This window comes from Bradyrhizobium erythrophlei, assembly GCF_042430365.1.
GTDB classification, from domain to species: domain Bacteria; phylum Pseudomonadota; class Alphaproteobacteria; order Rhizobiales; family Xanthobacteraceae; genus Bradyrhizobium; species Bradyrhizobium erythrophlei.
This window is the reverse complement of sequence record NZ_JBHMET010000252.1, coordinates 24513-50333: the sequence shown is the minus strand read 5'-3', so window position 1 is coordinate 50333 and position 25821 is coordinate 24513. Positions and strand designations below refer to the sequence as shown.

The window sequence follows — 25821 nt, the reverse complement described above, 5'->3', positions numbered from 1 at the left end:
CTCGATTAACGCCGTTGAGAGAATCCGGGACACGTGATGTTCCAAACCGGGACCCCCGGTGGTATCCTTGCCCGTTCCGTCGGTTGCGTTATCGGAGTATCCCATGGCCCCCCGCGCCAACTGGAAGGGCTTTTTGCGCCTTTCGCTCGTGACCTGCCCCGTCGCGCTGTACCCGGCGACGTCGGACACCGAGAAGGTTTCCTTCAACCAGATCAACCGCAAGACCGGCCATCGCATCAAATACGCCAAGGTCGACGCGGAGACCGGCGAGGAAGTTCCCGCCGACGACATCATGAAGGGCTACAAGGTCGACACCGACACCTATATCGAGGTCACCAAGGACGAGCTCGACGACATCGCGCTGGAATCCACCCGCACCATCGAGATCGACGAGTTCGTGCCGCGGTCCGAGATCGACAGCCGCTATCTGATCCGCCCGTATTATCTCGTCCCCGACGGCAAGGTCGGCCATGACGCCTTCGCTGTCATCCGCGAGACCATCCGCAGCCTCGACAAGGTCGCGATCGGCCGCGTGGTGCTGACCAACCGCGAGCACATCATCGCGCTCGAGCCGCTCGACAACGGGCTGATGGGCACGCTGTTGCGCTACCCCTACGAGGTGCGCAGCGAGAAAGAGTATTTCGACGACATCCAGGACGTGAAGATCACCAAGGACATGCTGGATCTCGCCAAGCACATCGTCGAGCAGAAGTCCGCCGACTTCGATCCGGAGGAGTTCGAGGATCGCTACGAGCAGGCGCTGATCGACCTGATCAACCAGAAGCGCAACGGCATCAAGATCACCAAGCCCGCGCCGAAGTCGAGCGGCAACGTCATCAACCTGATGGACGCGCTCAAGAAGAGCGTTGCCAACGAGAAGCATGCCGCTCCCGCCGCCAAGGCCGAGAGCAAGGCCAAGGGAAAGAAGCCGAAGAAGCGCATCGAGGGCCAGCGCGAGATGTTGTTGCCGATCTCCGGCAGCGGCAAGCGCGAGCCGAAGGAAGTCGCCAAGCCCGAGCCGAAGAAGGCGGAGAAGGCGGTGCGGGCGCAAGCCTCCGCGCGGTCGAAGAAGGCGAGCTGATTTTTTGAGGGCGCGCGGCTGCTATCTGATGATCCTGACCCGCCGCGCCTGAGATGCCCTGGTCGACGCCCTTCGACGATCCGATCGCGCTCCACCGCGGCAGGCTGGAGACGCTGCAGCAGGCGGCCGATTACATCATGAAGTTACCGGAAGACCTCCAGCAGGAGGAGCGCTGGCAGGTCGCGGTCGCGCATCTGATCAACGCCGCGGAGCGCGGCGGCGGCTGGCTGATGTTCGCGCGGATCGCGATGCTGCGCGCGCTGAGAGGCGGCTAAGGCCGCGGCGCGCGCGTCGGGGCGGCGCTACTTCAGCGCCGTGCTCATCGCGTCGAAGCGGCCGCTGAGGTTGATGCCGATGCCATTTACGGCGGCAACGATCACGATACTGAGGCCGCCTGCGATGATGGCGTACTCGATCGCCGTCGCGCCTGCCTCATCGCCAATGAATCTTGCCAGCAACGATCGCATTGAAAACTCCCGTCGACGCCTGCGGATATTCTCTCGCGCCGTAAAATGATTGTATCAGGCTAGGCCGCATTGGTTGACGGGCCATTGAAGGAGAAGATGAACGATCGCTTAAGAGGTGCATGCGATTTCCGCGGTATCGGCATCCCCGGCCTACTCCCGCCGGGGCTCGACATCGCCCCGCCCCGGGGGCCGTTATTCCCCGTAAACGCATATCAGCACTACCAGACGGGCGCGCGGGGCGTGCTTTACCGGTCCGCAGAATCCTGTTCCTCTGGCCTTCGGGGCGACAATGAGGTCGGAGCAAACCGGCCGCATCCAGGGGAGACACCGTCATGAAGCTTGGCACCGCGATCGCGGAAATCATGAAGCGCGAGGGCATCGAGATCCTCTGCGGCTACCCGGTCAACCACCTGATCGAATATGCCGCCAATGCCGATATCCGCCCGGTCATGGTGCGCCAGGAGCGCATCGGCGTCCACATGGCGGACGCGATCTCCCGCGTCACCTCTGGCGAGAAGATCGGCGCGTTCTGCATGCAGCATGGCCCCGGCGCCGAGAACGCGATGGGCGGCGTGGCGCAGTGCTACGGCGAATCCGTCCCCGTCCTGGTGCTGCCGATGGGCTATGCGCGCCGGCTCGCCAATATCGACCCGAACTTCAACTCCAGCCAGGCGATGAAGCCGTTTTCGAAATCGTCCGAGCCGATCATCCTCGCCTCGGAGGTCTGCAACATCTTCCGCCGCGCCTTCACCAGGCTGAAGAACGGCCGCGGCGGGCCCGTCATCGTCGAAATCCCCGCCGATATGTGGAACGAGGAAGTGCCGGAGCCGCTCAACTACACGCCGGTGCTGCGCACCCGCTACGGCGCCGACCCCGTTCACATCAAGGAGGCTGCGGCACTCCTGATCGGCGCCAAGCGTCCGGTCATCTATGCCGGCCAGGGCGTGCATTACGCCAAGGCCTGGCCGCAGCTCAAGCGCCTTGCCGAGCGGCTCGCGATCCCCGTCACCACCAGCCTCGGCGGCAAGTCGTCGTTCCCCGAAACGCATCCGCTGTCGCTCGGCTCCGGCGGCCTGGCCGTGCCGCGCGCGGTGCCGAAATTCCTCGGCGAGGCCGACGTGATCTTCGGCATCGGCTGCTCCTTCACCGAGACGTCGTTCGGGATCGCGATGCCGAAGGGCAAGACCATCATCCATTCGACGCTCGATCCGAACCATCTCAACAAGGATGTCGAGGCCAGGGTCGGCCTGGTCGGCGACGCCGCGCTGGTGCTCGACGCGCTGCTCGAGGAGATCGGCAAGACAGTCACCGCGGACCGCGACGCCAGCGCGGTCGCTGCGGAAATTGCCGCCAGCCACAAGGAGTGGCTCGCGAAATGGCTGCCGAAGCTCACCCACAACGATGCACCGCTCAATCCCTATCGCGTGCTGTGGGACCTGCAGCACACCGTCGACATCAACAACACCATCATCACCCACGACGCCGGCAGCCCGCGCGACCAGCTGTCACCGTTCTGGAAATCGGTCGAACCCTTGTCCTATATCGGCTGGGGCAAGACCACCCAGCTTGGCTACGGCCTGGGCCTCGCGATGGGCGCCAAGCTCGCGAAGCCCGATAAGCTCTGCATCAACGTCTGGGGCGATGCCGCGATCGGCTTCACCGGCATGGATTTCGAGACCGCGGTGCGCGAGCGGATCCCGATCATGTCGATCCTGCTCAACAACTTCTCGATGGCGATCGAATTGAAGGTGATGCCGATCTCGACCGAGAAATACCGCTCGACCGACATCTCCGGCGACTACGCGGCGATGGCGCTTGCCTTCGGCGGCTATGGCGAGCGGGTGACCAAGCCTGAGGACATCATCCCCGCCATCAAGCGCGGCATCCAGAAGACGAAGGAAGGCGTGCCTGTGCTGCTGGAGTTCATCACCAGCAAGGAGACCGAGGTGTCGCAGCCGGGGACGTGAACTCAGCCAATGCCACACGTCACCAACATCGAAACCGGCTTCGTCAGCTCGCTCGCCGAGCCGCAGGACAGCGCAAGGCTCGCCGCCATCGGTCAGAGCCGTGCGTCGACAGGTTCACTTTCCAGCGCCAAGACCGCGAATACACATTCATGAACGCGCCTCAGCGGCTCGCGCGCGACAAAACGCTTCAAGGCTTCGTGGCCAAGGGCGAACTCCCGAAGCGCCAAATTGCGCTTGCCGCCCAGGCTCCGCTCACGCAGACGAACAAGGTTTCGCGGCGCATCATATTCAGGACCGTAGATGATGCGGAGATATTCACGACCGCGCACCTTGAGCGCCGGCTGAATGAGGCCCTTGTTGCCTCGGGCGACAAATTCGCGCGGCTTGACGACCATGCCTTCACCGCCATTGTCCGTCAGCGCCTCCCACCAAGCGATGGCTCCAAGCATCTCGCTCTCGTCCGCAAGCGAAACCTTTCGCCATTGGGTGCGTGTGACGACCCCATCTGCTGCCGCCGCCAGGCGATCTGCCAGCTCCATGTGCCAGACGTGGTCACGCTCGAACCAGACACGTCCCTCGCTCGCAAGCAGATGGAAAGGTGCAACTTTCAAGTCGCCGATAGCATCGACTTGCCAAACATAGGGGGCCCAAGCGCTGCCGTATCGCGCCGCCCGTTCTGCCCGATCTGCGAAGTGATCGCGCAAGGCCGCGACGTCGAGCCCGCGATTGCCGGTGCGCGCAAAGGCGTCGATCGACGCTGCCAGTCCGGCACGGGACGACGTGGCGACCGGCCCATACTGGCATTCGATCAGGCTGCCGGCCTTGACAGACCAGGGCATGATTTCCGTATCGAGGAGCAACCAGTCGCTATCCAGCTCATTCCACAAACCAGCATCTTCGATTGCGTTGCGTAACCTGCCCAGAAGTTCCTCGGTCGTTGCGGGATTACCGAAAAACGCCCGTCCGGTACGTGTCCAGATCGCCCCGGTTTCTTCGCCCGCCACGCCGAAGCGCGCCCGGGCTGCGCTCGCCGTCTTGCAAATGGCGATCACCGCACGCGACCCCATGTGCTTCTCTTCGCACACCAGTTCCGAGACGCCACGATCGCGAAAATGCGCGAAGGCCTCCTCCGGTCGCTCCAGCCAGCCCTCGCGCTCGCTGGTCTCGGAAGGCGACATCGCCGGCGGCAGATATGCAAGCCACTGAGGCGCCAACGCAAATCGACTCATGACCTCCAGTGCGGCAGACGCATTCTCCTCCGCGACGACCACGCGGCCTTTCAGTGCCGTATCGATCCAGCGCCGTCCGCTCACATCCTTGTAGTCTAGGATCGAGTCCGCCTCGGCCTGCCCCGACGTCAGATCAGCCGCGGCAATCGGACGGATCGGCTCGGACCACGTCCGTTCGGCGGGAACCTCGACAAGCTGTTTTTCCGGCCAGCGCAACGCGGTCAGCTTTCCGCCGAAGACGCAACCAGTATCGATGCAGAGCGTGTTGTTGACCCAGTCTGCGCGCGGGATCGGCGTGTGACCGTACACGACGGTAGTCGCTCCTCGATAGTTCGCTGCCCAATCCGCGCGAACAGGCAGCCCGAACTCGTCGATCTCTCCCGTGGTCTCGCCATAGAGCGCGAATTCGCGCACCGCGCCGGATCCACGGCCGATCATGTCCTCTTTCAGCCCTGCGTGGGCCACTGCCAACCGCCCACCGTCGAGCCAAACATGACTGCGCAGATCCCCGAGGAAAATCCGCAAGGTCTCGCGAAAGCCGAGATCTTGTCCTTCGAGCTGGTCGATCGTCTGCTGAAGGCCATGTGCAATCGTGACCTTCCGGCCCGACAGCCAACGCTCGAGCTTGCGGTCGTGATTGCCCTGAACGGCGTAGGCGTGACCGGCCGCCGTCATGCTCATCACGATGCGCAAGACATCAGGCGAGTTTGGCCCGCGGTCGACGAGATCACCCACGAAGACCGCTTTGCGGCCCTCGGGTGGCGTGACCCTGACCGTTCGCCTCCCCTCGTCCTCCGACCACGCGACATGATAGCCAAGCTTGACCAGCAACGTCTGGAGCTCGTCGGAACAACCGTGGACATCGCCGATGATGTCGAATGGACCCGCATCGGTTCGCTTGTCGGTCCAAAGCGGCTGCCGTGCAACGACGGCGGTTTCGATGCTTTCGGCGCTGGCGAGCTTCCATACTTGGCGGAAGCCCTCGCGCTGAAGTCCACCGAGGCCGCGTCGCACCTCAGACACCATCCGCTGCACCACTTGAGCGCCGAATGGGCGATCAGGGCGCGTCTTGTTGCGCTCGATACAGACATCGATACCTGGATCGAGGATGATTGCGACCGGCAGGGCGTGCCATTTCCGCGCCAGCTCGATCCAGCCCTTGCGTTCCGCCGCGCGAACGTTCGTGGCATCGATCACGGTGAGCTTCCTGTTCTTCAGCCGCTTGCCGGCGATCTCGCGCACCAGGTCAAAGGCATCGGCTGTAACCCCTTGATCTGTCTGATCGTCGCAGACAAGTCCGCGGCAGTAGTCGGACGAAATCACTTCCGTCGGCAGAAAATGCTTCGCTGCAAAGGTCGACTTGCCGCACCCCGTCGCGCCAATCAGGATGACGAGGGAAAAATCGGGAATCTGGATGTTCGTCATGGTCGCGCTCATCGCGTGAACACCGCCATTTGCGTCGGCGCCCCCTGCGCATCATCCTGCTGCCCAATTCCGCTGAGGATCGGCTGATAGCCGTAAGTCGACGCAATCTTCTCAGTCCACGAGCGAAACTCGGCACGCGTCCACTCGAAGCGATGATCGGGATGGCGAAAGCCGCCATCAGCGAGATTTGGGAAGAGCCGATTGTAGTCCGCGTTCGGGGTTGTCACGACGACCGCGCGAGGACGCGCCCCGCCGAACACGACGCGTTCGACAAGCGGCAGTCGGTCGGGATCCAGATGCTCAATCACTTCAACCAGCGCCGCGGCGTCGACGGTTGACCAGCGCTCGTCCCGATACGTCAGCGATCCATGGAGAAGCGTCACCCGCCCCTCCGGAGGACCACCAGCCATATTCAATTTTAGCCGCCTTGCTGCCCATTCCAGCGCACGGGAGGCCGGGTCGAGGCCGATCAGCCGTTGCGCCCAAGGCTCTCGAAGCAGGCGTTGCAAGAGTTTCCCCTCACCACAACCCAAATCCGCGATGGTCTTGGCTCGGGTCGCGCGAAGCGCGTCGACAACCGCATCCATGCGCTGGTCGTTCAGCCGGATCGGCGCCTCAAGCACTTCCTCTTGAGCTCCACGCGGATCAGCTTGAGCGCTCTCGTCTTGGGTTTCCGGCACCAGTCGCTCCAGGGCCGCTCGGGCGAGCATCCCACGGTGCCGAAGATAACGACGGACGATCAACTCCTTTGCGGGGTGCGAGCTCAGCCAGCCTTCGCCCCGATTGAGCAGCTTGTCGATCTCGTCATCTCCAACCCAATAGTGCTTGGCGTCGTCCATCACCGGGATGAGCACGTACAAATGGTTGAGAAGAGAGCTGAGGCGCGCAGTTCCACCAAGCTTCACTCGCGCGTACAGATTGCCGGTCGCGCCCGGGCCCTCGATCGGCTCGATCTCGACATGCCAGCCGAGGGGCTCGAATAACGCACGGACCAGCTTTTCGCCGCCGCGCATCGGCAAAGGCGTGACGACCGCTTCGAGCGGGATGGCCTCGTTGGCAAGCTCCTGACGTGCGTGGCAGGTACCCGCCATAGCGGTCCGGAACGCCCTGTTCAACGCGACCGAAAGAAATGACGACGCCGCGTAGGGGCGATCGTTGACGTACTGATCGAGCAAACCCTCGCCGTTACCTTTTCCGCGGACAAGACCAACAGGATCGACATCAAGAACCAACACCACCTCACAGCGCGTCGGGACGGCCTCCGGGTATAAGATCAATGCCTTGCCGAAGGCGAGCTCCACCTCATGTATCCGGTCGGGATGCTTGTGAAGCAGGAAGCCAAGATCCGTAGCGGGCTGATGTGTCGTTGCAATCGAGAGAAACATGATTGTCAGATAGCCGACTGCGACGTGTCGATCCAGCTCAATTTCACCTAAGGGCGAAATGACGCCCCTGCTCGACCACCGCGATAGACGGCTTTTGCCGAATTGACTCGGCCGGATGAAAAGTATGCGACAACAACGCGTCGGATATTCCTCTGCACGCCAATCACTGATTTGCCCGTCGGCGCAAGCCCTCCTCGAAAAAATATTTCTGTTTTTGAGAAGCGCAAATCAGTGTATGACTCCGCCCGTCTCACCCGCCTGAGGGGCGCTGCGCAATCGTCACGAGTGTTGGGTCGAGGTGCGGTGGACGCGGAGCGCGCAACTGACGAGTGCACGTGACGCGGACGGCGAAGTCGTGTGGTCCTGACGCCCCAGTGGTTGGTGTCTCCTCGCAAGACGCGAAAGCGTCTTTGCGAAGACGGTGACAAACAAGCCCGTCTCGCCGGGGAGAGCACGAAGGAAGCCGTAAAACCATCGCGCAGGGAAAGCCGGAGTTTCCGGTTATTTCACCTGTGGTCCTACCCCCGTGCTTTTTGTTGCACGGGACCCATGGGTGCAATCGGCACCCGGCTTTCCCTGCGCCCTCTGTTGATTGAGAGGGTGAAATGCAATGCAAAGCTCGGACAGAACATGTCGCGAGAACGCGAACTCGAATCCTCGGCGCTGCTTGAGAGTTGAATTAGAAACCAACCCCGTCATTGCGAGGAGCGTAGCGACGAAGCAATCCATCGCTCTTCATACGCTGAAGCATGGATTGCTTCGCTTCGCTCGCAATGACGTGGCGACCGCCCTACTCCGCCATTTCGACCGGCGGCGTACCGGGCCCTGCGAGCGGGCGCTCTTCCATCGTGATCATGCAGATCGAGGCAGTGGTCAGCAGCACGGCGGCGGCGCCGAACACGTAGCGGAAGGCGGTGATCATGTCGGCCGTGGGAATCGCGCTCGCCGCGCCCGCACCATGGTGCTCGCTGGCGAGCGAGATGTCGGCGCCGAGCGCCATCAGCAGGATCGCAGCGAAGACGGCCACCGTGAACGAAGCCATCAGCGCGCGGAAGAAGTTCATCGCGCCGGTGACGGTGCCGACCTGGGCGCGCGCCACCGAATTCTGCAGCGACACCACGCTGACCGGGAACGTGGTGCCGAGCCCGAGTGCGAACACGCTCATCAGCGCGAGCAATCCCCACAGCGGCAGCGTGGTCAGCGCCATCGCCACGGCACAGATCGCGGCAAGCGAGGTGCCGACGATCGCGACGCGCTTGTAGTGCTTGGCTTTCGCCATGGTCCGTCCGGCGATCGCCGCGCCGCAGGTCGAGATCGCGGCAAGCGGGATCAGCGCGAGGCCGGCCTCGCTGGCGCTGAGGTGATAGACCACCTCGTAATACAGCGGCAGATGCACGGTCAGGCCGACAATTGCACCGAGTGCGCAGCCGCCCGCGCCCATCGCGAAGGGCACGACCGAACCGCCGAGCAGCGACAGCGGCAGGAACGGCTCGTCGGCGCGCCTTGCGTGCCACACGAAGGCACCGGCGAGCGCGACCGACGCACCGACCATCGCGGTGATCGTGGGCGAGAGCCAGGAGAAGCGGGTGCCGCCCCAGGTCAGCACCAGCATGAGCACGACAGCCGAGGCCATCAGCAGGATGCCGCCGAGCCAGTCGACCTTGCGCTTGCGGTGGAACACCGGGATCTTGCCCATCTTCGGCAACAGCAGCGCGAGCGCGGCGGCCGCGAGCGGCAGGTTGATCCAGAAGATCATCGACCAGTGCAGATGCTCGGCAAACACGCCGCCGATCACGGGCCCGAGAATGCCGCCGGCCATCCAGACGCTGGAGAAATAGGCCTGATACTGGCCGCGTTCACGCGGGGACACCACGTCGGAGATCACGGTCTGCACCACAGGCATGATGCCACCGCCGCCAAGGCCCTGCAGGCCGCGCGCGAGGATCAGCACCGTCATGTTCGGCGCGATCGCGCACAGGACCGAGCCCACAACGAACAGGCTGAGCGAGGTGATGATCATGGCGCGGCGGCCATAGATGTCGCTGAGCGTGCCGAACACCGGCGCCACGGCGGTCGACGCCAGGAGATAGGCCGTGATCACCCAGGAGAGATTGGTGACGTCGTGGAACTGGCGGCCGATGGTCGGCAGCGCCGTCGCGACGATGGTCTGGTCAAGCGCCGCCAGGAACATCGTCAGCATCAGGCTGATGACGATGGTGCGGACCTCGTCTTGATTGAGCGGTGCCGGCGGCGCGATCGGCGGCGCATCGCTGAGTTCGATCACCTCGCTCGGGAGGCGGGACAGCTCTTCGGCAATGTCGTCGGGCAATGTCTGCTGGTCGGCAGGAAAACGGCTCTGCCGTTCGTATTTGTTCATTGGAGGCGTAATGCGGCTGCGCGGCGTGCGGCCGCGAGGGAATCATTCTCTTATTTGCAATTTAGGCAGCAATTCGTTGCTGAGGCAGGCACCTCCGCGCATGGGTGCATCCCACGAGGGGGTCCTCGCGATGACGTGATCAGGCCGGAGGCGATGTCAGGCTTTCGGCCGCTTCTTCAACCGCGCCCGCTTCGGCAGCAGCGCGGGCCACTGCACGATGTGATCCTCGAGATCGGCGTCGTTGACGTCGATCTCGGTGCCCTGCACCCGCCCGCGCACGGAGACGCCGGCCTCATGCACGGTGTTGGGATCGCCGGAGATCAGGGGATGCCACCAGTAGAGGTCGCGCCCCTCGGCGACCAGCCGATAGCCGCAGCTCGGCGGCAGCCAGTTCAGGCTGCGGACGTTTTCCGGCGTCAGGCGGACGCAGTCCGGAACCTTGTCGGAGCGGTTTTCGTAGTCCTTGCAGGTGCAAAGGCCGGCATCGAGGAGCTTGCAGGAGATATGGGTGAAGTAGATTTTGCCTGTATCCTCGTCTTCAAGCTTCTCCAGGCAGCAACGCGCGCAGCCGTCACACAGGCTCTCCCATTCGGCGCTGGACATCTCCTCCAACGTCTTGGTTTTCCAGAAGAATCCCTCCTGGGGCGAGGAATGCTTGGGCGGCGCGGTCATGATTCCCTTGTGTTGATGGCTTCCACCTTCTTGGGGGCCCGGGCTGGGCTGCGCAAGGGGGTGGTTTTGCGGGGCCGAAAAAGCCGGTGGGCAGCGTCCAGCCTATCGTTAAATTCACCAGCCGCGCCATTGGTTTATGGCCGGCGCTCGGTTAGAACAGCGAGCGAGTCCCCAATGACGCAAAAGCGCCTTGGGTTTGCCGCAACATCGAAGCAAGACGCTGGTTGGTGCCCATTTTGGGCGCTTGCAGCGCTGTCGAACTCAAGGGCCCCGTGCGCCAGATCCTACCGCCGCATTGGAAGCAGAAGATCCGGAATTTCTTCCTGGATCTCGATGCGCGTATCGACTCGACGCTGTTTTCGTCGGGCAAGGGCCTGCGCGAGCTCTACGAGCGCTATTCGACCTCCATGGACCGCTTCTATGTCGGCCGCTGGAAGCGCTGGGTGTTCATCGAGCCGCTGTCGGAAGCCGCCACCATCGGGCTCGGCGGCATGGTGTTGATGCTGACGCTGGCGATCCCCGCCTTCCGCGAAACCGCCGACGAGGACTGGCTGAAGAAGTCCGACCTCGCGGTGCAGTTCCTCGACCGTTACGGCAATCCGATCGGCAGCCGCGGCATCAAGCACAACGACTCGATCCCGCTGGAAGACTTCCCGGACAATCTGATCAAGGCGACGCTCGCGACCGAGGACCGCCGCTTCTACGACCATTACGGCATCGACTTCCCGGGCCTCGCCCGCGCGCTCGTCACCAACGCGCAGGCCGGCGGCGTGCGCCAGGGCGGTTCGTCGATCACCCAGCAACTCGCCAAGAACCTGTTCCTGAACAACGAGCGCACCATCGAACGCAAGGTGAAGGAAGCGTTCCTGGCGGTATGGCTCGAATTCCGCCTGACCAAGAACGAGATCCTGAAGCTCTATCTCGACCGCGCCTATATGGGCGGCGGCACCTTCGGCGTCGACGGCGCGGCGCATTTCTATTTCAACAAGTCGGCGCGCGATGTGAACCTCGCGGAAGCCGCGATGCTCGCCGGCCTGTTCAAGGCCCCGACCAAATATGCGCCCCACATCAACCTGCCCGCGGCGCGTGCCCGCGCCAACGTCGTGCTCGACAACCTCGTCGATGCCGGCTTCATGACCGACGGCCAGGTGTTCGGCGCCCGCCGCAACCCCGCCGTCGCCGTCGACCGGCGCGACGAGAACTCGCCGAACTACTATCTCGACTACGCCTTCGACGAGATGCGCAAGCTCGTCGACACCTTCCCGAAATCCTACACCGAGCGCGTGTTCGTGGTTCGCACCGCGATCGACATGAATGTGCAGCGCGCGGCCGAGGAAGCGATCGAGAACCAGCTTCGCCAGTTCGGGCGCGACTACCACGCGACCCAGGCCTCCACCGTGGTTGCCGATCTCGACGGCGGCGTCCGCGCCATGGTCGGCGGACGCGACTATGGCGCGAGCCAGTTCAACCGCGCGACCGACGCCTATCGGCAGCCCGGCTCGTCGTTCAAGCCCTATGTCTACACCACGGCGCTGCTGAACGGCTTCAAGCCGACCTCGATCGTGGTCGACGGCCCGGTCTGCATCGGCAACTGGTGTCCGCAGAATTATGGCCACTCCTATTCCGGCTCGGTGACGCTGACGCAGGCGATCACGCGCTCGATCAACGTCGTGCCGGTGAAGCTGTCGATCGCGCTCGGCGGCAAGGAGGGGCCCAAGGCCGGCCGCGCCAAGATCGTCGAGGTGGCGCGCCGCTTCGGGCTCAAGGCGCCGCTGCCCGACACGCCGTCGCTGCCGATCGGCTCCGACGAAGTCACCGTGCTCGAGCACGCGGTTGCCTATGCGACCTTCCCGAACAAGGGCCGCTCCGTGACGCCGCATTCGGTGCTGGAGGTGCGCACCGGCGCCGGCGATCTGGTCTGGCGCTGGGACCGTGACGGTCCGAAGCCGCGGCAGGCGATCCCGGCCAATATCGCCGCCGACATGGCGGGCATGATGAGCCACGTCGTCAGCGAGGGCACCGCGCGCCGCGCCGCGCTGGACGGCATTCCGACCGCGGGCAAGACCGGCACCACCAACGCCTATCGCGACGCCTGGTTCGTCGGCTACACCGGCAACTTCACCTGCGCGGTCTGGTACGGCAACGACGACTATTCGCCGACCAACCGCATGACCGGCGGCTCGCTGCCGGCGCAGACCTGGCACGACATTATGGTCGCCGCGCATCAGGGCGTCGAGGTCAGGGAAATCCCCGGCATCGGCATGGGCCAAAAGCTGCCGCCGCAGCCGGTGGCGCCTAACGTCGCGGCGAACGCGGCGCCGAAGGTGCTGGAGACCAAGCCGGGTCCGCCGCCGGTCCTGACCAAGCGCGGCGCCGATATCCTGGTGCGCGTCGAGAAGCTGCTCGACGACGCGGCGAAGACCACCGGCAAGACCACGCTGAACGAGCCGGCCAAGGGCACGAACAAGGCGGAATCCTCGAGCGCGCTGGCCTTCCCCGAGAATTACATTGCCGCCGCCGGGCCGGACGGCACGACGGCTTCCGTGCCACGCAAGAACTAACGTGCGGCTGATCCTCACCACCTTGCTGGCGCTCGTGATCGCCACCGCTGTCGGGCTCGGCTTGACCTACGCCACCGCGACGCGCGGTACCGATCTCGGCACGCTCAAGATCGGCGCCTGGACCGCGCGGCCGAAGAACGGCACCTCCGACGTCGATCCCTATTCACGGGCGACGATCGCCCGCAGCGGCGAATTGCCGATCGGCACCGGCGACGGCATCGCGTTCACGGCCACCGCCGACGACAACAAGAAAACACTCGACGGGCGCTGCGACATCGTCGTCAGCGGCGTGACGCCGGCGGCACGGTTCTGGACGCTGACGCTGTTCGACCGCAAGGGCCAACTGGTCGCCAATTCGCTGCAGCGCTACGGCTTCACCAGCCAGGAGATCATCCGCGCGTCCGACGGCACCTTCGAGATCCACATCGCCTCGCGCTCACGCGCCGGCAACTGGCTGCCGACCGGCGGCATCGAGCGCTACGCGCTGATGCTGCGGCTCTACGACACGCCGGTCGGGGTTGCGACGCGGACGCAGCGCGACGCGCCGATGCCCGCGATATCGACGGTGGGCTGCCCATGATCCGCATCGTGTTCACGATTCTCGCGGGTGTGCTGCTCGGCGGCATCGTGCACCTCGTCAGCGTGCTCGCACTGCCGCGGATCGCATCGCAGGACGCCTATTCGCGGCTGACGCCGGCGACCAAGCTCAACGCGGTGACGCAGTTGCCGCTCGCCGAGCCCGGCAATTCGCCGATGCCGTTCATGGATCCGGCCTTTGCGATGGCGATCTGCCGCTACGATCTCTCCGGCGGACCGATCAAGCTCACGGTGCCGGTCAGCCAGGCCTATACGTCGGTGTCGTTCTACACCCGCAATGAGGTTGCCTATTACGCCATCAACGATCGCTCCGCCGGCAAGAAGGTGATCGAGCTCGACCTGATGACGGAAGCGCAGCACAACGAATTGCCGGAGGACGAAGAGGTCACCGCGGCCGACCGGCTGATCATCGATTCGCCGACCACGACGGGGCTGATCCTTTTGAAGGCGCTGGCGCCGGAGCCCGGCCTGATGCCGCAGGCGCAGGCCTCGCTCGCGGCCGCGAGCTGCAAGGTGCAGACCGAGCCGCCGCCTGCGAAGCAGGAGGCGCCGCCTCCGCCACCGCCGCCTCCACCGGCCCGCAAGCGCTAGCAGGCTGCGGAAAAAGTCGCTGATTGCGGGTTTTTGGCAGGTTCGGCGCGATCTGTGCTGCCTCTTGCGGGGATCATTCTTGGTGAGGCGCCACTTTCCCGTTCCTCATTATGGTATGGCCGCCAGTAGCTTCGGGATTCGCACGAGATTGTAGGCGGCTGCGGCAAGCGTGAACATGAAGCCGACACGCGCTGTTCCGCGGTGCCTTGTCTTGCGCAAGACGGCCACTGTCTTGATGTAGCCGAAGCCTTCTTCGATCCGTTTGCGGATGCGCTGACTGATCGCGTAACCGAGATGGCGGGTAGTGCGGCCGTCGATCGCGGTCTTGCGTGTTTTTCCGGTCTTTGTGAGATGTGCATCGACGGCGATATGCGGGGTTACATTGCGTTCCCTGAGTTCGCCGACAAAACCGGTCACATCAAAGCCCTTGTCGCCGCCAAGCGTGATGCGCTTGGCAGCGGGAGAATGACGGTCAATCATCGCAAGGGCTGCATCACGTTCGGCGGTGCCGGAGGCCTGGGTCAGCTCGGTCTCGACGATAAGGGCATTCCTGTTCTCCATGAGGATATGCCCCATGAAGGAGAGCTTGGCGCCTTGGCCGTCACCTTTGCGATAGAGCCTGGCGTCCGGATCGGTGGTTGATCCATGCGTCTCGTTGGAGCGCTTCTCCTTGTGGAAGCCGCGCTCGCCATTGCGGCCTGGACCCGGCGGTTTGTCCTTGCCGTCCTTGCGCCGGAAGCTCTTCATTGATGCCCACGCCTCGATCAGCGTGCCATCGACCGAGAAGTGATCGTTCGACAGGAGTTGCTTCACCTCGGCTTGGTCCAACACCGCGCCGAAGAACTTCGCAGCCACATCTCCCTCCAGAAGCCGCTCGCGGTTCTTGGTGAAGACAGTCACGTCCCAGATCGGCGCGTCCATCGACAGCCCGACGAACCAGCGAAACAACAAATTGTAATCGAGCTGTTCCATCAACTGGCGCTCTGAGCGCACCGAGTAAAACGCCTGTAAAAGCAGCGCCCTCAACAGCTTCTCTGGCGGAATCGAAGGACGGCCAAGCTTGGCGTAGAGCCTCGCGAAATCGCCTGAGAGCGTCTCGAGTGCTCCATCGACAAGCCGTCTAATGGCCCGCAGGGGGTGATCTTTGGGAACCCGCGCCGAGCAGCTCACATACGAAAACAGGCCTTCTGACGCCTCATCTTCTCCGCGCATCGGCTATCCTCTGCCCCGATTCAACGCGACAAAGGAATCACAATCGCAGCCGATCCGCGATACTTTTTTCGCAGCCTGCTAGAGCATGATCCGGAAAAGTGTGAAGCGGTTTTCCCTCGCGACAAACGCGAAGCGTTTGCGCGGAGATCATGCTCAAACAAGGATCTAAAGCGCGATGACGATTCATCCCAATCTCATCGCGCTTTAGTGTGGTCGGCCACAGCGGCAGCTCTCGTAGTCGACGGGATCGTGGCTGTTGACGATGGTGACGACATCGCCATGCGCGGCCTTCAATTGCCGCAGCCGCTCCTGGTTCGCGATGCGGGTTGCGCGATCCATATCGGCGCGGCGCTGGAACATGCCGAGCACGAGCGGCAGCCGCGGCCTGGGGTTGAGCTGCGCATGATGGAAGTAGGCATCGCCGGCGTGCAGCAGCCATTTGTCCTTGCCGCGCACCGCAATGCCGCAATGGCCCAGCGTATGCCCCGGAAGCGGAATCATAAGGATGTCGCCCTCGCGATCGCCGAGCGCGCGCACGCCCTTGAAGCCGAACCAGTCTTCGCCGTCATCGCCGTAAAACGCCCAGTCCGGCCCGTGCTTCCACTGATCGGTGATGTAGCGCCCGTCCGGCGGCGGGAGCTGATGCGTTACTGCCATCGCGTGCTCCTTGCGATGGACGTGCACCTTGGCCTTCGGAAAGTCCGGGAGGCCACCGGCATGATCGCGGTCGAGATGCGTCAGCAACAGATGCCGCACGTCATCAGGGGAGAAGCCAAGCGCCTTGATCTGGCGGACCGCGGTCTCGGCCGGGTCGAGCCGCGGCGTGGTCTGCCGCACCCATTTGCGCCCGAGCCGCGGCGGGCTGGCGATGTCGTCGAGCCCGATGCCGGTATCGACCAGCACGAGGCCGTCATTGCTCTCGACCAAGAGGCAATGGCAGACCATCCGCGCGCGCTGGAAGATGCTGCCGGTGCCGTTCACGAGCCGCTTGCCGATCGGGCACATGGTGCCGGTGTTGAGATGGTGGATGCGCATGTCAAAACCCTTCGCTGAAATCAGCGCATGGCTTGCCATCGGCTGCGGCATAGATAAAATATTTTATATCGATGTATTCGATAGGATTGACCTATGGATATCCGCGAGCTCCGGTATTTCGCCGCCGTCTACCAGGAGCGCAACCTGACCGCCGCGGCCAGGCGTTGCTTCATCTCGCAGCCGTCGATTTCGGCGGCGATCACCAACCTCGAGGCCGAGCTTGGGACGACATTGTTCATCCGCCACCAGAAGGGCATGGCGCCGACGGAATCGGCCGAGCAGTTCCACGCCGTCGCGCGCCGCATCATCGACGAGGCCGACGCCGCGCGAAAGCTGTTCAGGAAGCCTGCGACGCAGCGCACGCTGACGCTCGGGCTGATGCGGACGCTCGACCAGGCGAGGACGATTGCGCTGTTGCGGCCGCTGACTGGCAATGCCGATCTCGCGCTCCGGCTGGTAGGGGCAAACGAGAAGGCGGATGCGCGGATCGTCGCGAAGAACATCACCGACGCCGGCGAGCATTTCATCCCGCTGTGGACCGAGCGTTACGTTGCGGCGTTGCCGCCGTCGCATCCCCTCACGCTGAAGGAGCGGCTCCGCACCACCGATTTTGCCGGCGTGCCGATGATCGACCGCTGCCATTGCGAGCAGCACGAGTTCTTCAAGCAAACCTCGCCGCCGCGCAAACCGGTGGCGATCGCAGAATCGGAGGACTGGGCGATGGCCCTGGTTGCCGCCGGCGTCGGCGTTGCGATCGTCCCGGAAGGCGTGGCGCGCAGCAATCCCGAAGTGGCGGTGCGTGCGATCGAGGTCGAGGTGACGCGCCAGGTCGGCCTTGCCTATCCCGCGTCCCGCGCGCCATCGGATGCGCTGAAGGATTTCATCGCAACATTGCCGCGGCAACGGTCGAAGCCCGGCCGCGCCAGGCGCGTGTCAAGAAGGACGCGTGCCTAGCCCTTCGACACCACGGCGCGGCCGATGACTGGCGGCTCCGCGACGACAGGCGGATTGGCCGCGAGACGCGCCAGCTCACCGATCAGCCGGTCGGCGTCCGCCGCCATGCCGTCGGGCGCCTGGATCACCAGCCGCTCCAGCGCCCAGCGATAGGACGAGATCCGCCGCTCCAGGCATTGCTGGACCCACTGCACGATCAGCGAGTTCTCCCGCATCCGCGCCATCGCGTCATCCCGCTCGCGCGGCGATAGCTCCGACACCATGTTGAGGCTGGCGTTGCGTTTGCTGTCGAGCTCGAACACCCGCGCCGCGGTGGCAAAGAACGGCTCGAAGCGGGTAATGTCGTCGCGGACGTCATCGATCAAAAGCGAATAGCGCGACGCGTGCGAACGGTGCGGCTCGTCGATCAGGTTGCGCCCGTAAGCGGTGCGATCGAACACCACCCTCTGCCGCCACGGCGACGGCAGCGGCTGGTAATCGCCGAACACGCTCTTCCAGGCGGGCCGTGAATGCGGCGGCTCGATGAAGGGATAGGCAAGGTCGCGGAGCTGGCGTTCGCTCTCGGTCAGCTGAAACTGCGAGGCCTTCGCGCCGACGCTGCCGGTCGCCTCGACGCCGAGCCAGCGATGCATGTCGTCGTTGCGGAAGTCGGCGCGGGTGCGGCCGAAGTCGCCGCCGCTGCAGCCGCCAAGCGCGGCGCACGCCAACAGCAGGATCAGTGCCGGGAACGACCGCCGATCAGCGGTCCATGTCGCGATCTCCGGCATGACATAATGTCCGGTATCAGGAGCGCCGTCGGCGACGACGGCCCGGTGCCGTCCCCTCTTCCGGTCCACGACCACCGCCGGTTTCGTCGGTGACGCGCTCGATCCGGACGACGGGAAGGATCAGCACGGTTCCCATGCCTTCGCCTGCAGCGCCCATCATGGCAGGACGCCGCGTTGCCGCATCCGCCGGAAATTCGATGATGGTGCCCATGTTCCGTTCTCTCTGGCCCCCGCACGGACATGATTTGCCCTGCGATGCCTCAATTAAGAACGCGCATGGTTAACGACATCTTAAGTCCCCCTATGCGGGCGGTTACGGATATGCCGCTGTGCCCTATTCGACACGCGCAAATTTGAACGTTCGCCTTCACGCCCTGTTTTCCTTAACCACCTCTTAAAGCCGCCTGCGTAGGCTCGCTGTTACAGCTTTCCGAACCCGAATCCATTCCACGTCGCGTACACGCCCGAGATGAGCGCAGCTCCACTATTTTCCGGCTTCGATGGGCTGATGACGCTGTCCCGCCGCGAGGGCGTCGACATCCGCCCCACGCTGCTGCGCGTGCTGACCGACCTTTATGTGCAGGCGAGCGCCCACTCCGCCGATGAGGAGCGGCAGTTCGTCGAGCTTACCTCCCGCCTGATCGACGAGGTCGACGACGCAACGCGCGCCGCGGTGCGCGCCCGGCTCGCGATCTATCCGGCGACGCCGGTTGCGGTCCTCGACAAGCTCGGGCTGCGGCGCGCCCATCCCGCCCAGCCGATGCCGGCTGCCGCCGCAATCGAAGCCGCCCCACCACCGGCCCCGCCGGCACGGATCCCGACCGAGGCGGAGCTGCGGATGGCATCGAGCCTGTCGATGCGGCCGAACGATGCGGCCGAGATCTCGGACATGTTCTTTGCCGCCAGCGCGAGCGAGCGCGCGCTGATCCTGCACAATCTGCAGGACACGCCGCTGAAGGCCTCCGCACGGATTCCGGTCGCCCGCGCCGCGCGCGCGATCCATATTCTCGAGATGGCGGCGTTCGCCGAGGATGTCGAGAGCTTCACGCTCGAACTCGGCGAGGCGTTGATCCTGCCGGCGCGGATCGCGGCGCAGGTGGTGAACGATCCCGGCGGCGAGCCGCTCGCCTGCGCGATGAAGTCGCTCGACGTGTCGAGCGCCGCGTTTCAGCGGATCCTGATGTTCCTCAATCCGGAAGCGGGCTCGTCGGTCAATTACGTCTATCGGCTGTCGCGGCTCTACGATCGCCTGAGCGAGCGCTCCGCGCTGGTGATGCTGGCGGCATGGCGCGGCTCGACCATGGCGGTGACGCGCGCCAAGTACCGCGCCGCGCTCTATGACGATGAGCGTCATCGCGCACGCCAGGCGCCGTCGCGCCCCGCGGTGCAGCCCGGCAGCGCGCCGGCCGTCCGCGGACAGAAATCCGGAAGCTAGGTTCCCGCTAGGTCGAGAAAATGGCGACCCGCCGGGTCCTCGGTCTCCACGACCCATGCGTCGGGATCGAAGCGGATCTCCTTGGCCAATCGCTGTTCGACCGAGTACTCCGGCACCGGCTGCGGCGCGATCGGAGCAAACAGCCGCTCGACCGGACGGCTGTCATCATAAACGGTCTGCGGCGCAGGCGCATAAAGCATCGCATTGCCGTCCATCAGCGCCACCTTGACGAACACGGCCCCGGCTTCCTCAGCACCCTTCTTGCGGACGGCGCCGAAGACACCTTCTGTCTGGCAGCGACGCAAATATGCGGCCACCCATATGCTCGACTTCAATCGCATGCGCCGATCCTATAGGCCAGCCGCGCTTGGTCGTCCAATCGTCATAATTTGCCGAGCAGGTTGACCGCCTCTTGTGCTGGTCATATCGTCACAGCCGCGGTGCAAGCCGCACCCGGGTCCACGGGAAGGGTTGAACCCACTTGCAGTATTGAAGCGGCAAATCAAGCCTTTGTGCAGCCGGTTTTGTGGACCATCGGCGATTCATGCACGGAGGTTTCCATGGCACGATCGCCCGCGCGATTGAATCTCGAACATCTGAAGAAGCAGGCCAAGGCGCTCATGCGCCTGTACCGGCAGCAGGCGCCGGAGGCGCTGGCCCGCTTTCGACAAGCGCATCCGGCCGCAGCCGGACGCGGCGATGCCGACATCGCCGCGCTTGATCTTCGTCTCCACGACGCGCGGTCATGTCTCGCGAGCGAACGCGGCTTCGCTTCGTGGCAGGACATGCGACGCTACATCGAGGCGCAATCGCCTCCCGGCAAGACCAAGGCCGATCGCGTGCGGCGATGGCTCCAGCTTGCCTATGCCGGGGACGTTGACGGCACGACCAATCGCGCCAGCCCGCGGGTTGCGGCGAGGATGCTCGCCGAAAATCCAGATCTTGCGGCCGACGATCCCTATCTCGCATGCGCCATCGGCGACGTGGGCAAATTGCGACGAGCTGTGGCCGATGATCCCGCGTGGGTCAATCGGCAGGGCGGCGCCTTGATGCTGCCGCCGCTTGTTGCGGTCACGCATTCCAGCCTGCTGCAGCTGGCGGAATTCCGCCCTCGCCTGCATCGCTCGGCACGCTTCCTGCTGCAGGCCGGCGCCGATCCCGATCAGCGCATCTCAAGCCGCTGGCCGCTGGCGTCGCTGCGCGAACCCGATGATCGCCATCCCCTGTCGGCGCTCTACGGCGCGGCCGGGCGCAACCACGATCTGGAGCTGACGCGGTTGCTGCTCGAAGCGGGCGCCGATCCCAACGACAATGAGTCGCTCTATCATTCACTGGAAGCCTTCGTGACCACCGGCCTGCTGCTCGAGCACGGCGCGCGCATCGACGGCACCAACGCGATGTACAAGGTCCTCGATGCCGAAAACGTCGCCGCGCTCGAATTGCTGCTCCGGCACGGCGGTGATCCGAACGAGCCCGCGCGCAACGCGCCGTTGTCCGATTGCGGTTCGCCGTTGATGTGGGCGATCCGGCGGCGTCGATCGCGCCAGTGCATCGCGGCGCTGCTGGATGCAGGGGCAAATCCGAAGATGACGACGCCCAGCGGCATCAGCGCCTACAGGTGGGCACTGCAATTCGGGCTGACCGACGTCGCCGATCTCTTGCGCGAGCGGACCGGACCTGAACCGCTTACCGACGAGGAACGGTTCATCGCAGCCTGCGCCAGCGGCGACGAGCGCGAGGCGCACCGCATCCAGGCCGAGCGGCCCGACCTTCCGGGCGCGCTCTCGGCCGCGCAGTTGCGCTTGCTTCCCGAGATCGCCGCTTCAGGCGGCGATGCCGGGGTGCGGGTGATGGTCCGGCTCGGCTGGCCGATCGCGGTGCGCGGCGGCGACTGGGATGCATCGGCGCTCAATCACGCGGTGTTCCGCGGCGACAGCGAATTGACGCGGTTCCTGCTCGAGCACGGCGCGCAATGGACCGAACAACATGGCTTCGGCGACAACGCCTGCGGCACGCTGTCCTGGGCTTCCCTTAACGAGCCGATCGAAGGCGGCGATTGGGCCGGCTGCGCACGGGCCCTGCTCGATCACGGCATGCCGCGCGCCATTCCGGATCGCGACGATCTGGACCGGGTCTTGATCGCCGGACGCGGGAAGATGTTTTCCGACGAGGTCAGCGACGTCCTGCTCGGCGACGCGCCGTGAAGGCCCGAGCTACTCGATCGGACGACCGATCATCGCGGAAAGTTCGTGGACCAGGCGATCGGACATCTGTCCGGTCACCGGCAGCTTGCGTGCCTTCTCGAACTTCGCGATCGCATTCTGCGTGTCCGCACCGATCGTGCCGGTCGGCTTGAGCTGACCGTAGCCATATTCGGTCAGCGCGCGCTGCACCGCCGCGATGCGTTTCCCGGCCGCGTTCAGATTCGAGGCTGGAATCGGCGCGGGCGGGCGCACGACGTTGGACGGCGCGGCGGCCGGCGCCGCATTGGTCGACTTGACCACGAGATTGGTCATCGGATCCGGTCTGGCCTCGACCGGCTTCGTCTCCACCGGTTTCGTTTCCACGGGCCTCGTCTCGACCGGCTTCGCTTCGACGACCACCGGCTCGGCTCGCACAGTCGCTTCCGGCGGACGCGGACGCGGCAAGGGGCTCGCAACCGCCGCGACCGGAGCCGGAGCCGGCAGCGTCACCACCGAGCCGCCGAACATCGGCGACGGATGGCGGCCGGCCTGCAGGAACAGGGCGTTGGTGAGGATGGCAACGACGGCGGACGCCGCCAGCAAGCCCGCGACCATGTCCTTCGGGCTGTGCAACAACAGACGCATGACGAGGCCGCGCTCTTCCTCGGCCTCGAGGGCCACCGCCTTGGCTCCACGGCGGCGGCGCGGCGTCTCGTCGTCATCCAGAGTTTGTCTAGGCACTTTTCTTCACCTGATGGGCTTGCTCTTGTAATCCGGACCGCAGCGCAGGCTTCAGGGTCGCGACCTTGCTCGGCGGATCGGTCACGACAGGCGGCGTGAACGCAAGCGGCAGCGCAACCGTCACGGTGGTCCCCTCGCCGACCTTGCTCTGCACGCCCAATTCGCCCTGGTGGAGGCTGACCAGCCCCTTGACGATCGAGAGACCGAGGCCGGTGCCCTCGTGCCGGCGCTGATAGGTCTTGCCGGCCTGGAAGAACGGGTCGCCGATCCGCTTCAGATCGTCGGCGGCGATGCCGACGCCGGTGTCGGACACGCGCAGCACGAGCCGCGCGCCCTCGACCGAGGCCGACACCATCACCTTGCCGCCACGCTCGGTAAACTTGATGGCGTTGGAGACGAGATTGAGCACGATCTGCTTGAACGCGCGCGGATCTCCGTTCACGACCGGCAGATCGTCAGCCGCGCGCGTGACCAGATCGACGCCGCTCTCGCGCGCCTTCAGCGCCAGCAGATTGCAGCAATTGACCAGGGCCGGACGCGGCGCGAACGGCTCCGGCGAGATCTCGAAATTGCCCGAATCCATCTTCGACATGTCGAGGATGCCGTTGACGACGGCGAGCAGATGCTGGCCGGAATCGTTGATGAGCTGCGCATATTCCTTGCGGCGCGCGGCATCGAGCATCAGCACATCTTCCTGCGCGATCATCTCGGAGAAGCCGATGATGGCGTTGAGCGGCGTACGCAGCTCGTGGCTCATCGTGGCCAGGAAGCGCGTCTTCGAGGCATCCGCCTGCTCGGCGGCGTTGCGCGCGAGCTCGAGCGCCTGCTCCTGCAGCTTGCGATCGGTCACGTCGCGGATCACGGCGACGACTTCGCCCTCGCCGGAGGCCTGATCGAGCGGACGGCAGCGCATCTCGACCCAGATGAAATCCGCGACGACGTCCTGCGCCCGCGAGGTATCGCGACGCAGGCGGAATTCGACACTACGCGACTCGCCGCCGCGCGCGGCGTCCGACAGCGCGGTGAGATAGGCCGGACGATCGGCGACATGGACGCGATCGAACAGGCCATGCCCCAAGAGCCGCGACGCCGGCGCGCCAAGCATGCTCTCGGCCGCCGGCGAAATGAACTGCACCGCGCCGTTGCGGCTGTGTCGCGACAGCACGTCGCTCATGTTGTGCGCGAGCAGGCGGTAGCGGTCCTCCTCGACATAGAGCAGCGCCACGCTGATGCGCGCCAGCGACTCGGCGCCGAAGGCAAGCCCCGCCGCATAGAAGATCGCCGACACCACGCCGAAGCCGGCCAGCATCCCGTTCGTCGCAAGGGCAGAGTCGGGCGCCGGCAGCAGATGATAATGGCCGAGTATGCTCAGAAGCGCAGCGCAGGTCATCGCCAGCGCAAACGCAAATGCCACTACGCGCCGCGACGCCGACAGCGCCGCCTCGATCGGGATAACGACGAGCCAGACCGTGGCGAAGGACCCGATGCCGCCGGTCGTTGCCGCAATCATCATCACGAGACCGGCTAGCGCCAGCGACGACAGGACGTGGGCGCCTTCATAGCGCCCGGTGCGGGACAGGTACCACGACAGCAGAATTGGGGCGATCAGCCACGCAAAGGCCGCGACCTCGATCGCCGAGGGCGCGCCGCGCACGGCGAGATAGGCCGGGAAGGCAGCGAACGCCGCCAGGCTGCCCAGCAGCCGCGGCGCCATGAACGCACGATGGCGCGCACGCGTCAGCGCATCGTATCGTGCCGACGGATGCAGCAGCGCATCGAGGCAATCGCGGATGAGACTCAAAACACTCACATCACTCGCGCTTCGGCTTGGTCGTCACACAGACGCGCCGGAACGCCTCCTTGATCATTGCGGTCAACGTGTCAGAGCGAACTTAAGCGAACGCTAAGGCGCGCCGGCCTGCCACCAATCACCGTGCATTCGCGAAGATTTCGCACATCATTCGGCGCGCATTTGAGCAGGATGGTGAACGGCGGGTTTCCGGATCGCGCGATCTATGGTTTCGAAATCGTGCACGCGTCGCGACCTGGCCAATCCGTCACTTCCAACGACCATCAATCGAAAATTTACGCCGAATCAAATCAGGCGGATTTTCAGCGATTTTTCGGCGAGTTTACCTCAAGGCAAACACTTCCGATTTATCCAGCGGTGCTACGCCTGAGCCAACTGCGGCATCGACCGCATGAAGCAAAAGATCAAACAGACGACCGGGGTCGCGCGATGTTTTTCCTGCTGCGTTTGGCATTCTGGCTCGGGCTTGTGCTCGTGCTGCTGCCGAGGGAAAAAACTCCTGAATCGGAAAAGCTGCCGCAGATCAGCGCATCGGATGCGGTGTCGGCCGCAACCGCGGCTGTCGGCGACATGGGCCAGTTCTGCAAGCGTCAGCCGGCCGCATGCGAGGTCGGCGGCCAGGCCGCGACCGTCATCGGCCAGCGCGCAACCGAAGGGGCGCGCAAGCTGTACCAGATCATCACCGACAAGAAGGCGCCCGACCACACCGGCTCGATCGGCGGGAATGATCCGGACGCGTTCGTGGCCGCATCCCGCGACACGCTGACGTCAGACGACCAGGCCATCGAATTCCGCCTGCCGCCTATGCCGTGACCGCAAATTAAGCGCGGAACCGGTTCCATTTTCGTCGCTTTCGGCGCCCGCCTTCCTATATAAGCCGTTGAACACGGGACGCGGGCCACGATGACCTCAATCGACGAAATCAGGGACAATTTTGCGCTGCTCGACGAGTGGGACGACCGCTACCGCTATGTCATCGAGCTCGGCCGCGCCCTGGCGCCGCTGCCGGAGGAAGAGCATTCCCCTGATAACAAGGTGCAGGGCTGCGTCAGCCAGGTCTGGCTGTCGAAGCGGATCGACCGTGACGGCAATGGCGAGCCCCGGCTGAGCTATCTCGGCGACAGCGACGCCCATATCGTGCGCGGCCTGGTCGCGATCGTGCTTTCGCTGTTCTCGGGCCGCACGCCGCGGGAGATCCTTGCGGCGGACGCGCTTGCGCTGTTCGACGAGTTCGGCTTCCGCGACCACCTGACGCCCCAGCGCTCCAACGGCCTGCGCTCGATGGTCGAGCGGATCCGCAACGACGCGCGCGAGGCGCTGGCCACCGCGTAG

Annotated in this window: 23 protein-coding genes; 11 read left to right on the top strand and 12 right to left on the bottom strand. The window is 64.6% G+C overall.

Features of this window, described 5'->3' with window-relative positions; genetic code table 11:
• Positions 1–103: 103 nt before the first annotated feature.
• Together ku and ACFFWD_RS37890 are read left to right on the top strand one after the other, a co-directional pair.
• On the top strand, positions 104–1081 hold the full coding sequence (gene ku, locus ACFFWD_RS37895; RefSeq protein WP_376974452.1) for a non-homologous end joining protein Ku: 978 nt from the start codon (positions 104–106) through the stop codon (positions 1079–1081).
• Between the two features lie 53 nt (positions 1082–1134).
• Complete coding sequence (locus ACFFWD_RS37890) at positions 1135–1356, top strand: hypothetical protein (RefSeq protein WP_376974450.1); 222 nt, start codon at positions 1135–1137, stop codon at positions 1354–1356.
• 27 nt (positions 1357–1383) lie between these two features.
• Here the strand turns inward: ACFFWD_RS37890 and ACFFWD_RS37885 are convergent, their stop codons facing one another.
• Entirely contained in the window at positions 1384–1548 is a 165-nt protein-coding gene (locus ACFFWD_RS37885; protein WP_376974448.1) for a Flp family type IVb pilin, read from the bottom strand.
• A gap of 332 nt (positions 1549–1880) precedes the next feature.
• Here ACFFWD_RS37885 and ACFFWD_RS37880 point away from each other — a divergent pair, with 332 nt between their 5' ends.
• Positions 1881–3515, top strand: a complete 1635-nt coding sequence (locus ACFFWD_RS37880; RefSeq protein WP_376974447.1) for a thiamine pyrophosphate-requiring protein — start codon at positions 1881–1883, stop codon at positions 3513–3515.
• A 92-nt stretch (positions 3516–3607) separates the two neighbouring features.
• Here the strand turns inward: ACFFWD_RS37880 and ACFFWD_RS37875 are convergent, their stop codons facing one another.
• The 4 genes from ACFFWD_RS37875 to ACFFWD_RS37860 form a co-directional block, all read right to left on the bottom strand.
• Positions 3608–6169 carry a polynucleotide kinase-phosphatase gene (locus ACFFWD_RS37875; protein WP_376974446.1) on the bottom strand — a complete coding sequence of 854 codons (2562 nt, stop codon included), beginning with the start codon at positions 6167–6169 and terminating at the stop codon, positions 3608–3610.
• Between the two features lie 8 nt (positions 6170–6177).
• Positions 6178–7554, bottom strand: a complete 1377-nt coding sequence (locus ACFFWD_RS37870) for a 3' terminal RNA ribose 2'-O-methyltransferase Hen1 (protein ID WP_376974445.1) — start codon at positions 7552–7554, stop codon at positions 6178–6180.
• Between the two features lie 790 nt (positions 7555–8344).
• Positions 8345–9931, bottom strand: a complete 1587-nt coding sequence (locus tag ACFFWD_RS37865; protein WP_376974444.1) for an MDR family MFS transporter — start codon at positions 9929–9931, stop codon at positions 8345–8347.
• Positions 9932–10087: 156 nt separating this feature from the next.
• A complete protein-coding gene (locus tag ACFFWD_RS37860) occupies positions 10088–10603 on the bottom strand; it encodes a YcgN family cysteine cluster protein (RefSeq protein WP_376974443.1) in 516 nt (171 codons plus the stop codon).
• A 272-nt stretch (positions 10604–10875) separates the two neighbouring features.
• Between ACFFWD_RS37860 and ACFFWD_RS37855 the strand changes: the two genes are divergently transcribed.
• Genes ACFFWD_RS37855 through ACFFWD_RS37845 form a run of 3 tightly spaced genes read left to right on the top strand, consistent with a single transcriptional unit; the run spans position 10876 to position 14352 of the window.
• A complete protein-coding gene (locus ACFFWD_RS37855) occupies positions 10876–13164 on the top strand; it encodes a transglycosylase domain-containing protein (protein ID WP_376974441.1) in 2289 nt (762 codons plus the stop codon).
• Between the two features lies 1 nt (position 13165).
• On the top strand, positions 13166–13744 hold the full coding sequence (locus ACFFWD_RS37850; RefSeq protein ID WP_376974440.1) for a DUF1214 domain-containing protein: 579 nt from the start codon (positions 13166–13168) through the stop codon (positions 13742–13744).
• Complete coding sequence (locus ACFFWD_RS37845; RefSeq protein WP_376974438.1) at positions 13741–14352, top strand: DUF1254 domain-containing protein; 612 nt, start codon at positions 13741–13743, stop codon at positions 14350–14352. Before ACFFWD_RS37850 ends, ACFFWD_RS37845 begins: the two co-directional genes overlap by 4 nt.
• Positions 14353–14460: 108 nt before the next feature.
• Here ACFFWD_RS37845 and ACFFWD_RS37840 read toward each other — a convergent pair whose 3' ends face one another.
• Both ACFFWD_RS37840 and ACFFWD_RS37835 read right to left on the bottom strand, forming a co-directional pair.
• Positions 14461–15564, bottom strand: a complete 1104-nt coding sequence (locus ACFFWD_RS37840; protein WP_376974436.1) for an IS5 family transposase — start codon at positions 15562–15564, stop codon at positions 14461–14463.
• A gap of 204 nt (positions 15565–15768) precedes the next feature.
• Complete coding sequence (locus ACFFWD_RS37835; protein WP_376974434.1) at positions 15769–16599, bottom strand: MBL fold metallo-hydrolase; 831 nt, start codon at positions 16597–16599, stop codon at positions 15769–15771.
• Positions 16600–16692: 93 nt separating this feature from the next.
• On the opposite strand from ACFFWD_RS37835, the gene ACFFWD_RS37830 reads away from it, so the two are divergent.
• Positions 16693–17553, top strand: coding sequence for a LysR family transcriptional regulator (locus ACFFWD_RS37830; RefSeq protein WP_376974432.1), 861 nt, complete (start codon positions 16693–16695; stop codon positions 17551–17553).
• On the opposite strand, the gene ACFFWD_RS37825 is transcribed toward ACFFWD_RS37830, so the two are convergent.
• On the bottom strand, positions 17550–18320 hold the full coding sequence (locus ACFFWD_RS37825) for a hypothetical protein (protein WP_376974430.1): 771 nt from the start codon (positions 18318–18320) through the stop codon (positions 17550–17552). The two genes, ACFFWD_RS37830 and ACFFWD_RS37825, sit on opposite strands and share 4 nt — an antisense overlap.
• A gap of 16 nt (positions 18321–18336) precedes the next feature.
• Positions 18337–18531 (bottom strand): hypothetical protein, encoded by a 195-nt coding sequence (locus tag ACFFWD_RS37820; RefSeq protein ID WP_376974428.1) that lies wholly within the window; start codon positions 18529–18531, stop codon positions 18337–18339.
• 297 nt (positions 18532–18828) lie between these two features.
• Here ACFFWD_RS37820 and ACFFWD_RS37815 point away from each other — a divergent pair, with 297 nt between their 5' ends.
• Complete coding sequence (locus tag ACFFWD_RS37815; protein WP_376974426.1) at positions 18829–19755, top strand: DUF2336 domain-containing protein; 927 nt, start codon at positions 18829–18831, stop codon at positions 19753–19755.
• Here the strand turns inward: ACFFWD_RS37815 and ACFFWD_RS37810 are convergent.
• Complete coding sequence (locus ACFFWD_RS37810; protein ID WP_376974424.1) at positions 19752–20096, bottom strand: DUF1491 family protein; 345 nt, start codon at positions 20094–20096, stop codon at positions 19752–19754. The genes ACFFWD_RS37815 and ACFFWD_RS37810 overlap by 4 nt on opposite strands.
• Positions 20097–20315: 219 nt before the next feature.
• On the opposite strand from ACFFWD_RS37810, the gene ACFFWD_RS37805 reads away from it, so the two are divergent.
• On the top strand, positions 20316–21959 hold the full coding sequence (locus ACFFWD_RS37805) for an ankyrin repeat domain-containing protein (RefSeq protein ID WP_376974422.1): 1644 nt from the start codon (positions 20316–20318) through the stop codon (positions 21957–21959).
• Positions 21960–21968: 9 nt separating this feature from the next.
• Here ACFFWD_RS37805 and ACFFWD_RS37800 read toward each other — a convergent pair whose 3' ends face one another.
• Positions 21969–22679 (bottom strand): peptidoglycan-binding domain-containing protein, encoded by a 711-nt coding sequence (locus ACFFWD_RS37800; protein WP_376974420.1) that lies wholly within the window; start codon positions 22677–22679, stop codon positions 21969–21971.
• A complete protein-coding gene (locus ACFFWD_RS37795) occupies positions 22672–24489 on the bottom strand; it encodes a sensor histidine kinase (RefSeq protein WP_376974418.1) in 1818 nt (605 codons plus the stop codon). The genes ACFFWD_RS37800 and ACFFWD_RS37795 overlap by 8 nt, the downstream gene beginning before the upstream one ends.
• A gap of 429 nt (positions 24490–24918) precedes the next feature.
• On the opposite strand from ACFFWD_RS37795, the gene ACFFWD_RS37790 reads away from it, so the two are divergent.
• Together ACFFWD_RS37790 and ACFFWD_RS37785 are read left to right on the top strand one after the other, a co-directional pair.
• Positions 24919–25302, top strand: a complete 384-nt coding sequence (locus ACFFWD_RS37790; RefSeq protein ID WP_376974472.1) for a DUF5330 domain-containing protein — start codon at positions 24919–24921, stop codon at positions 25300–25302.
• Positions 25303–25392: 90 nt separating this feature from the next.
• Complete coding sequence (locus tag ACFFWD_RS37785; RefSeq protein WP_376974416.1) at positions 25393–25821, top strand: SufE family protein; 429 nt, start codon at positions 25393–25395, stop codon at positions 25819–25821.

Bases quoted from the DNA above. Each gene is read 5' to 3' on its own strand.
- ACFFWD_RS37860 (WP_376974443.1), bottom strand. From the start codon at position 10,603: ATGACCGCGCCGCCCAAGCATTCCTCGCCCCAGGAGGGATTCTTCTGG.
- ACFFWD_RS37790 (WP_376974472.1), top strand. From the start codon at position 24,919: ATGTTTTTCCTGCTGCGTTTGGCATTCTGGCTCGGGCTTGTGCTCGTG.
- ACFFWD_RS37880 (WP_376974447.1), top strand. From the start codon at position 1,881: ATGAAGCTTGGCACCGCGATCGCGGAAATCATGAAGCGCGAGGGCATC.
- ACFFWD_RS37885 (WP_376974448.1), bottom strand. From the start codon at position 1,548: ATGCGATCGTTGCTGGCAAGATTCATTGGCGATGAGGCAGGCGCGACG.
- ACFFWD_RS37875 (WP_376974446.1), bottom strand. From the start codon at position 6,169: ATGACGAACATCCAGATTCCCGATTTTTCCCTCGTCATCCTGATTGGC.
- ACFFWD_RS37845 (WP_376974438.1), top strand. From the start codon at position 13,741: ATGATCCGCATCGTGTTCACGATTCTCGCGGGTGTGCTGCTCGGCGGC.
- ACFFWD_RS37890 (WP_376974450.1), top strand. From the start codon at position 1,135: ATGCCCTGGTCGACGCCCTTCGACGATCCGATCGCGCTCCACCGCGGC.
- ACFFWD_RS37830 (WP_376974432.1), top strand. From the start codon at position 16,693: ATGGATATCCGCGAGCTCCGGTATTTCGCCGCCGTCTACCAGGAGCGC.
- ACFFWD_RS37840 (WP_376974436.1), bottom strand. From the start codon at position 15,564: ATGCGCGGAGAAGATGAGGCGTCAGAAGGCCTGTTTTCGTATGTGAGC.
- ACFFWD_RS37825 (WP_376974430.1), bottom strand. From the start codon at position 18,320: ATGCCGGAGATCGCGACATGGACCGCTGATCGGCGGTCGTTCCCGGCA.
- ACFFWD_RS37865 (WP_376974444.1), bottom strand. From the start codon at position 9,931: ATGAACAAATACGAACGGCAGAGCCGTTTTCCTGCCGACCAGCAGACA.
- ACFFWD_RS37820 (WP_376974428.1), bottom strand. From the start codon at position 18,531: ATGGGCACCATCATCGAATTTCCGGCGGATGCGGCAACGCGGCGTCCT.
- ACFFWD_RS37805 (WP_376974422.1), top strand. From the start codon at position 20,316: ATGGCACGATCGCCCGCGCGATTGAATCTCGAACATCTGAAGAAGCAG.
- ACFFWD_RS37835 (WP_376974434.1), bottom strand. From the start codon at position 16,599: ATGCGCATCCACCATCTCAACACCGGCACCATGTGCCCGATCGGCAAG.
- ku (WP_376974452.1), top strand. From the start codon at position 104: ATGGCCCCCCGCGCCAACTGGAAGGGCTTTTTGCGCCTTTCGCTCGTG.
- ACFFWD_RS37810 (WP_376974424.1), bottom strand. From the start codon at position 20,096: ATGCGATTGAAGTCGAGCATATGGGTGGCCGCATATTTGCGTCGCTGC.
- ACFFWD_RS37815 (WP_376974426.1), top strand. From the start codon at position 18,829: ATGACGCTGTCCCGCCGCGAGGGCGTCGACATCCGCCCCACGCTGCTG.
- ACFFWD_RS37870 (WP_376974445.1), bottom strand. From the start codon at position 7,554: ATGTTTCTCTCGATTGCAACGACACATCAGCCCGCTACGGATCTTGGC.
- ACFFWD_RS37785 (WP_376974416.1), top strand. From the start codon at position 25,393: ATGACCTCAATCGACGAAATCAGGGACAATTTTGCGCTGCTCGACGAG.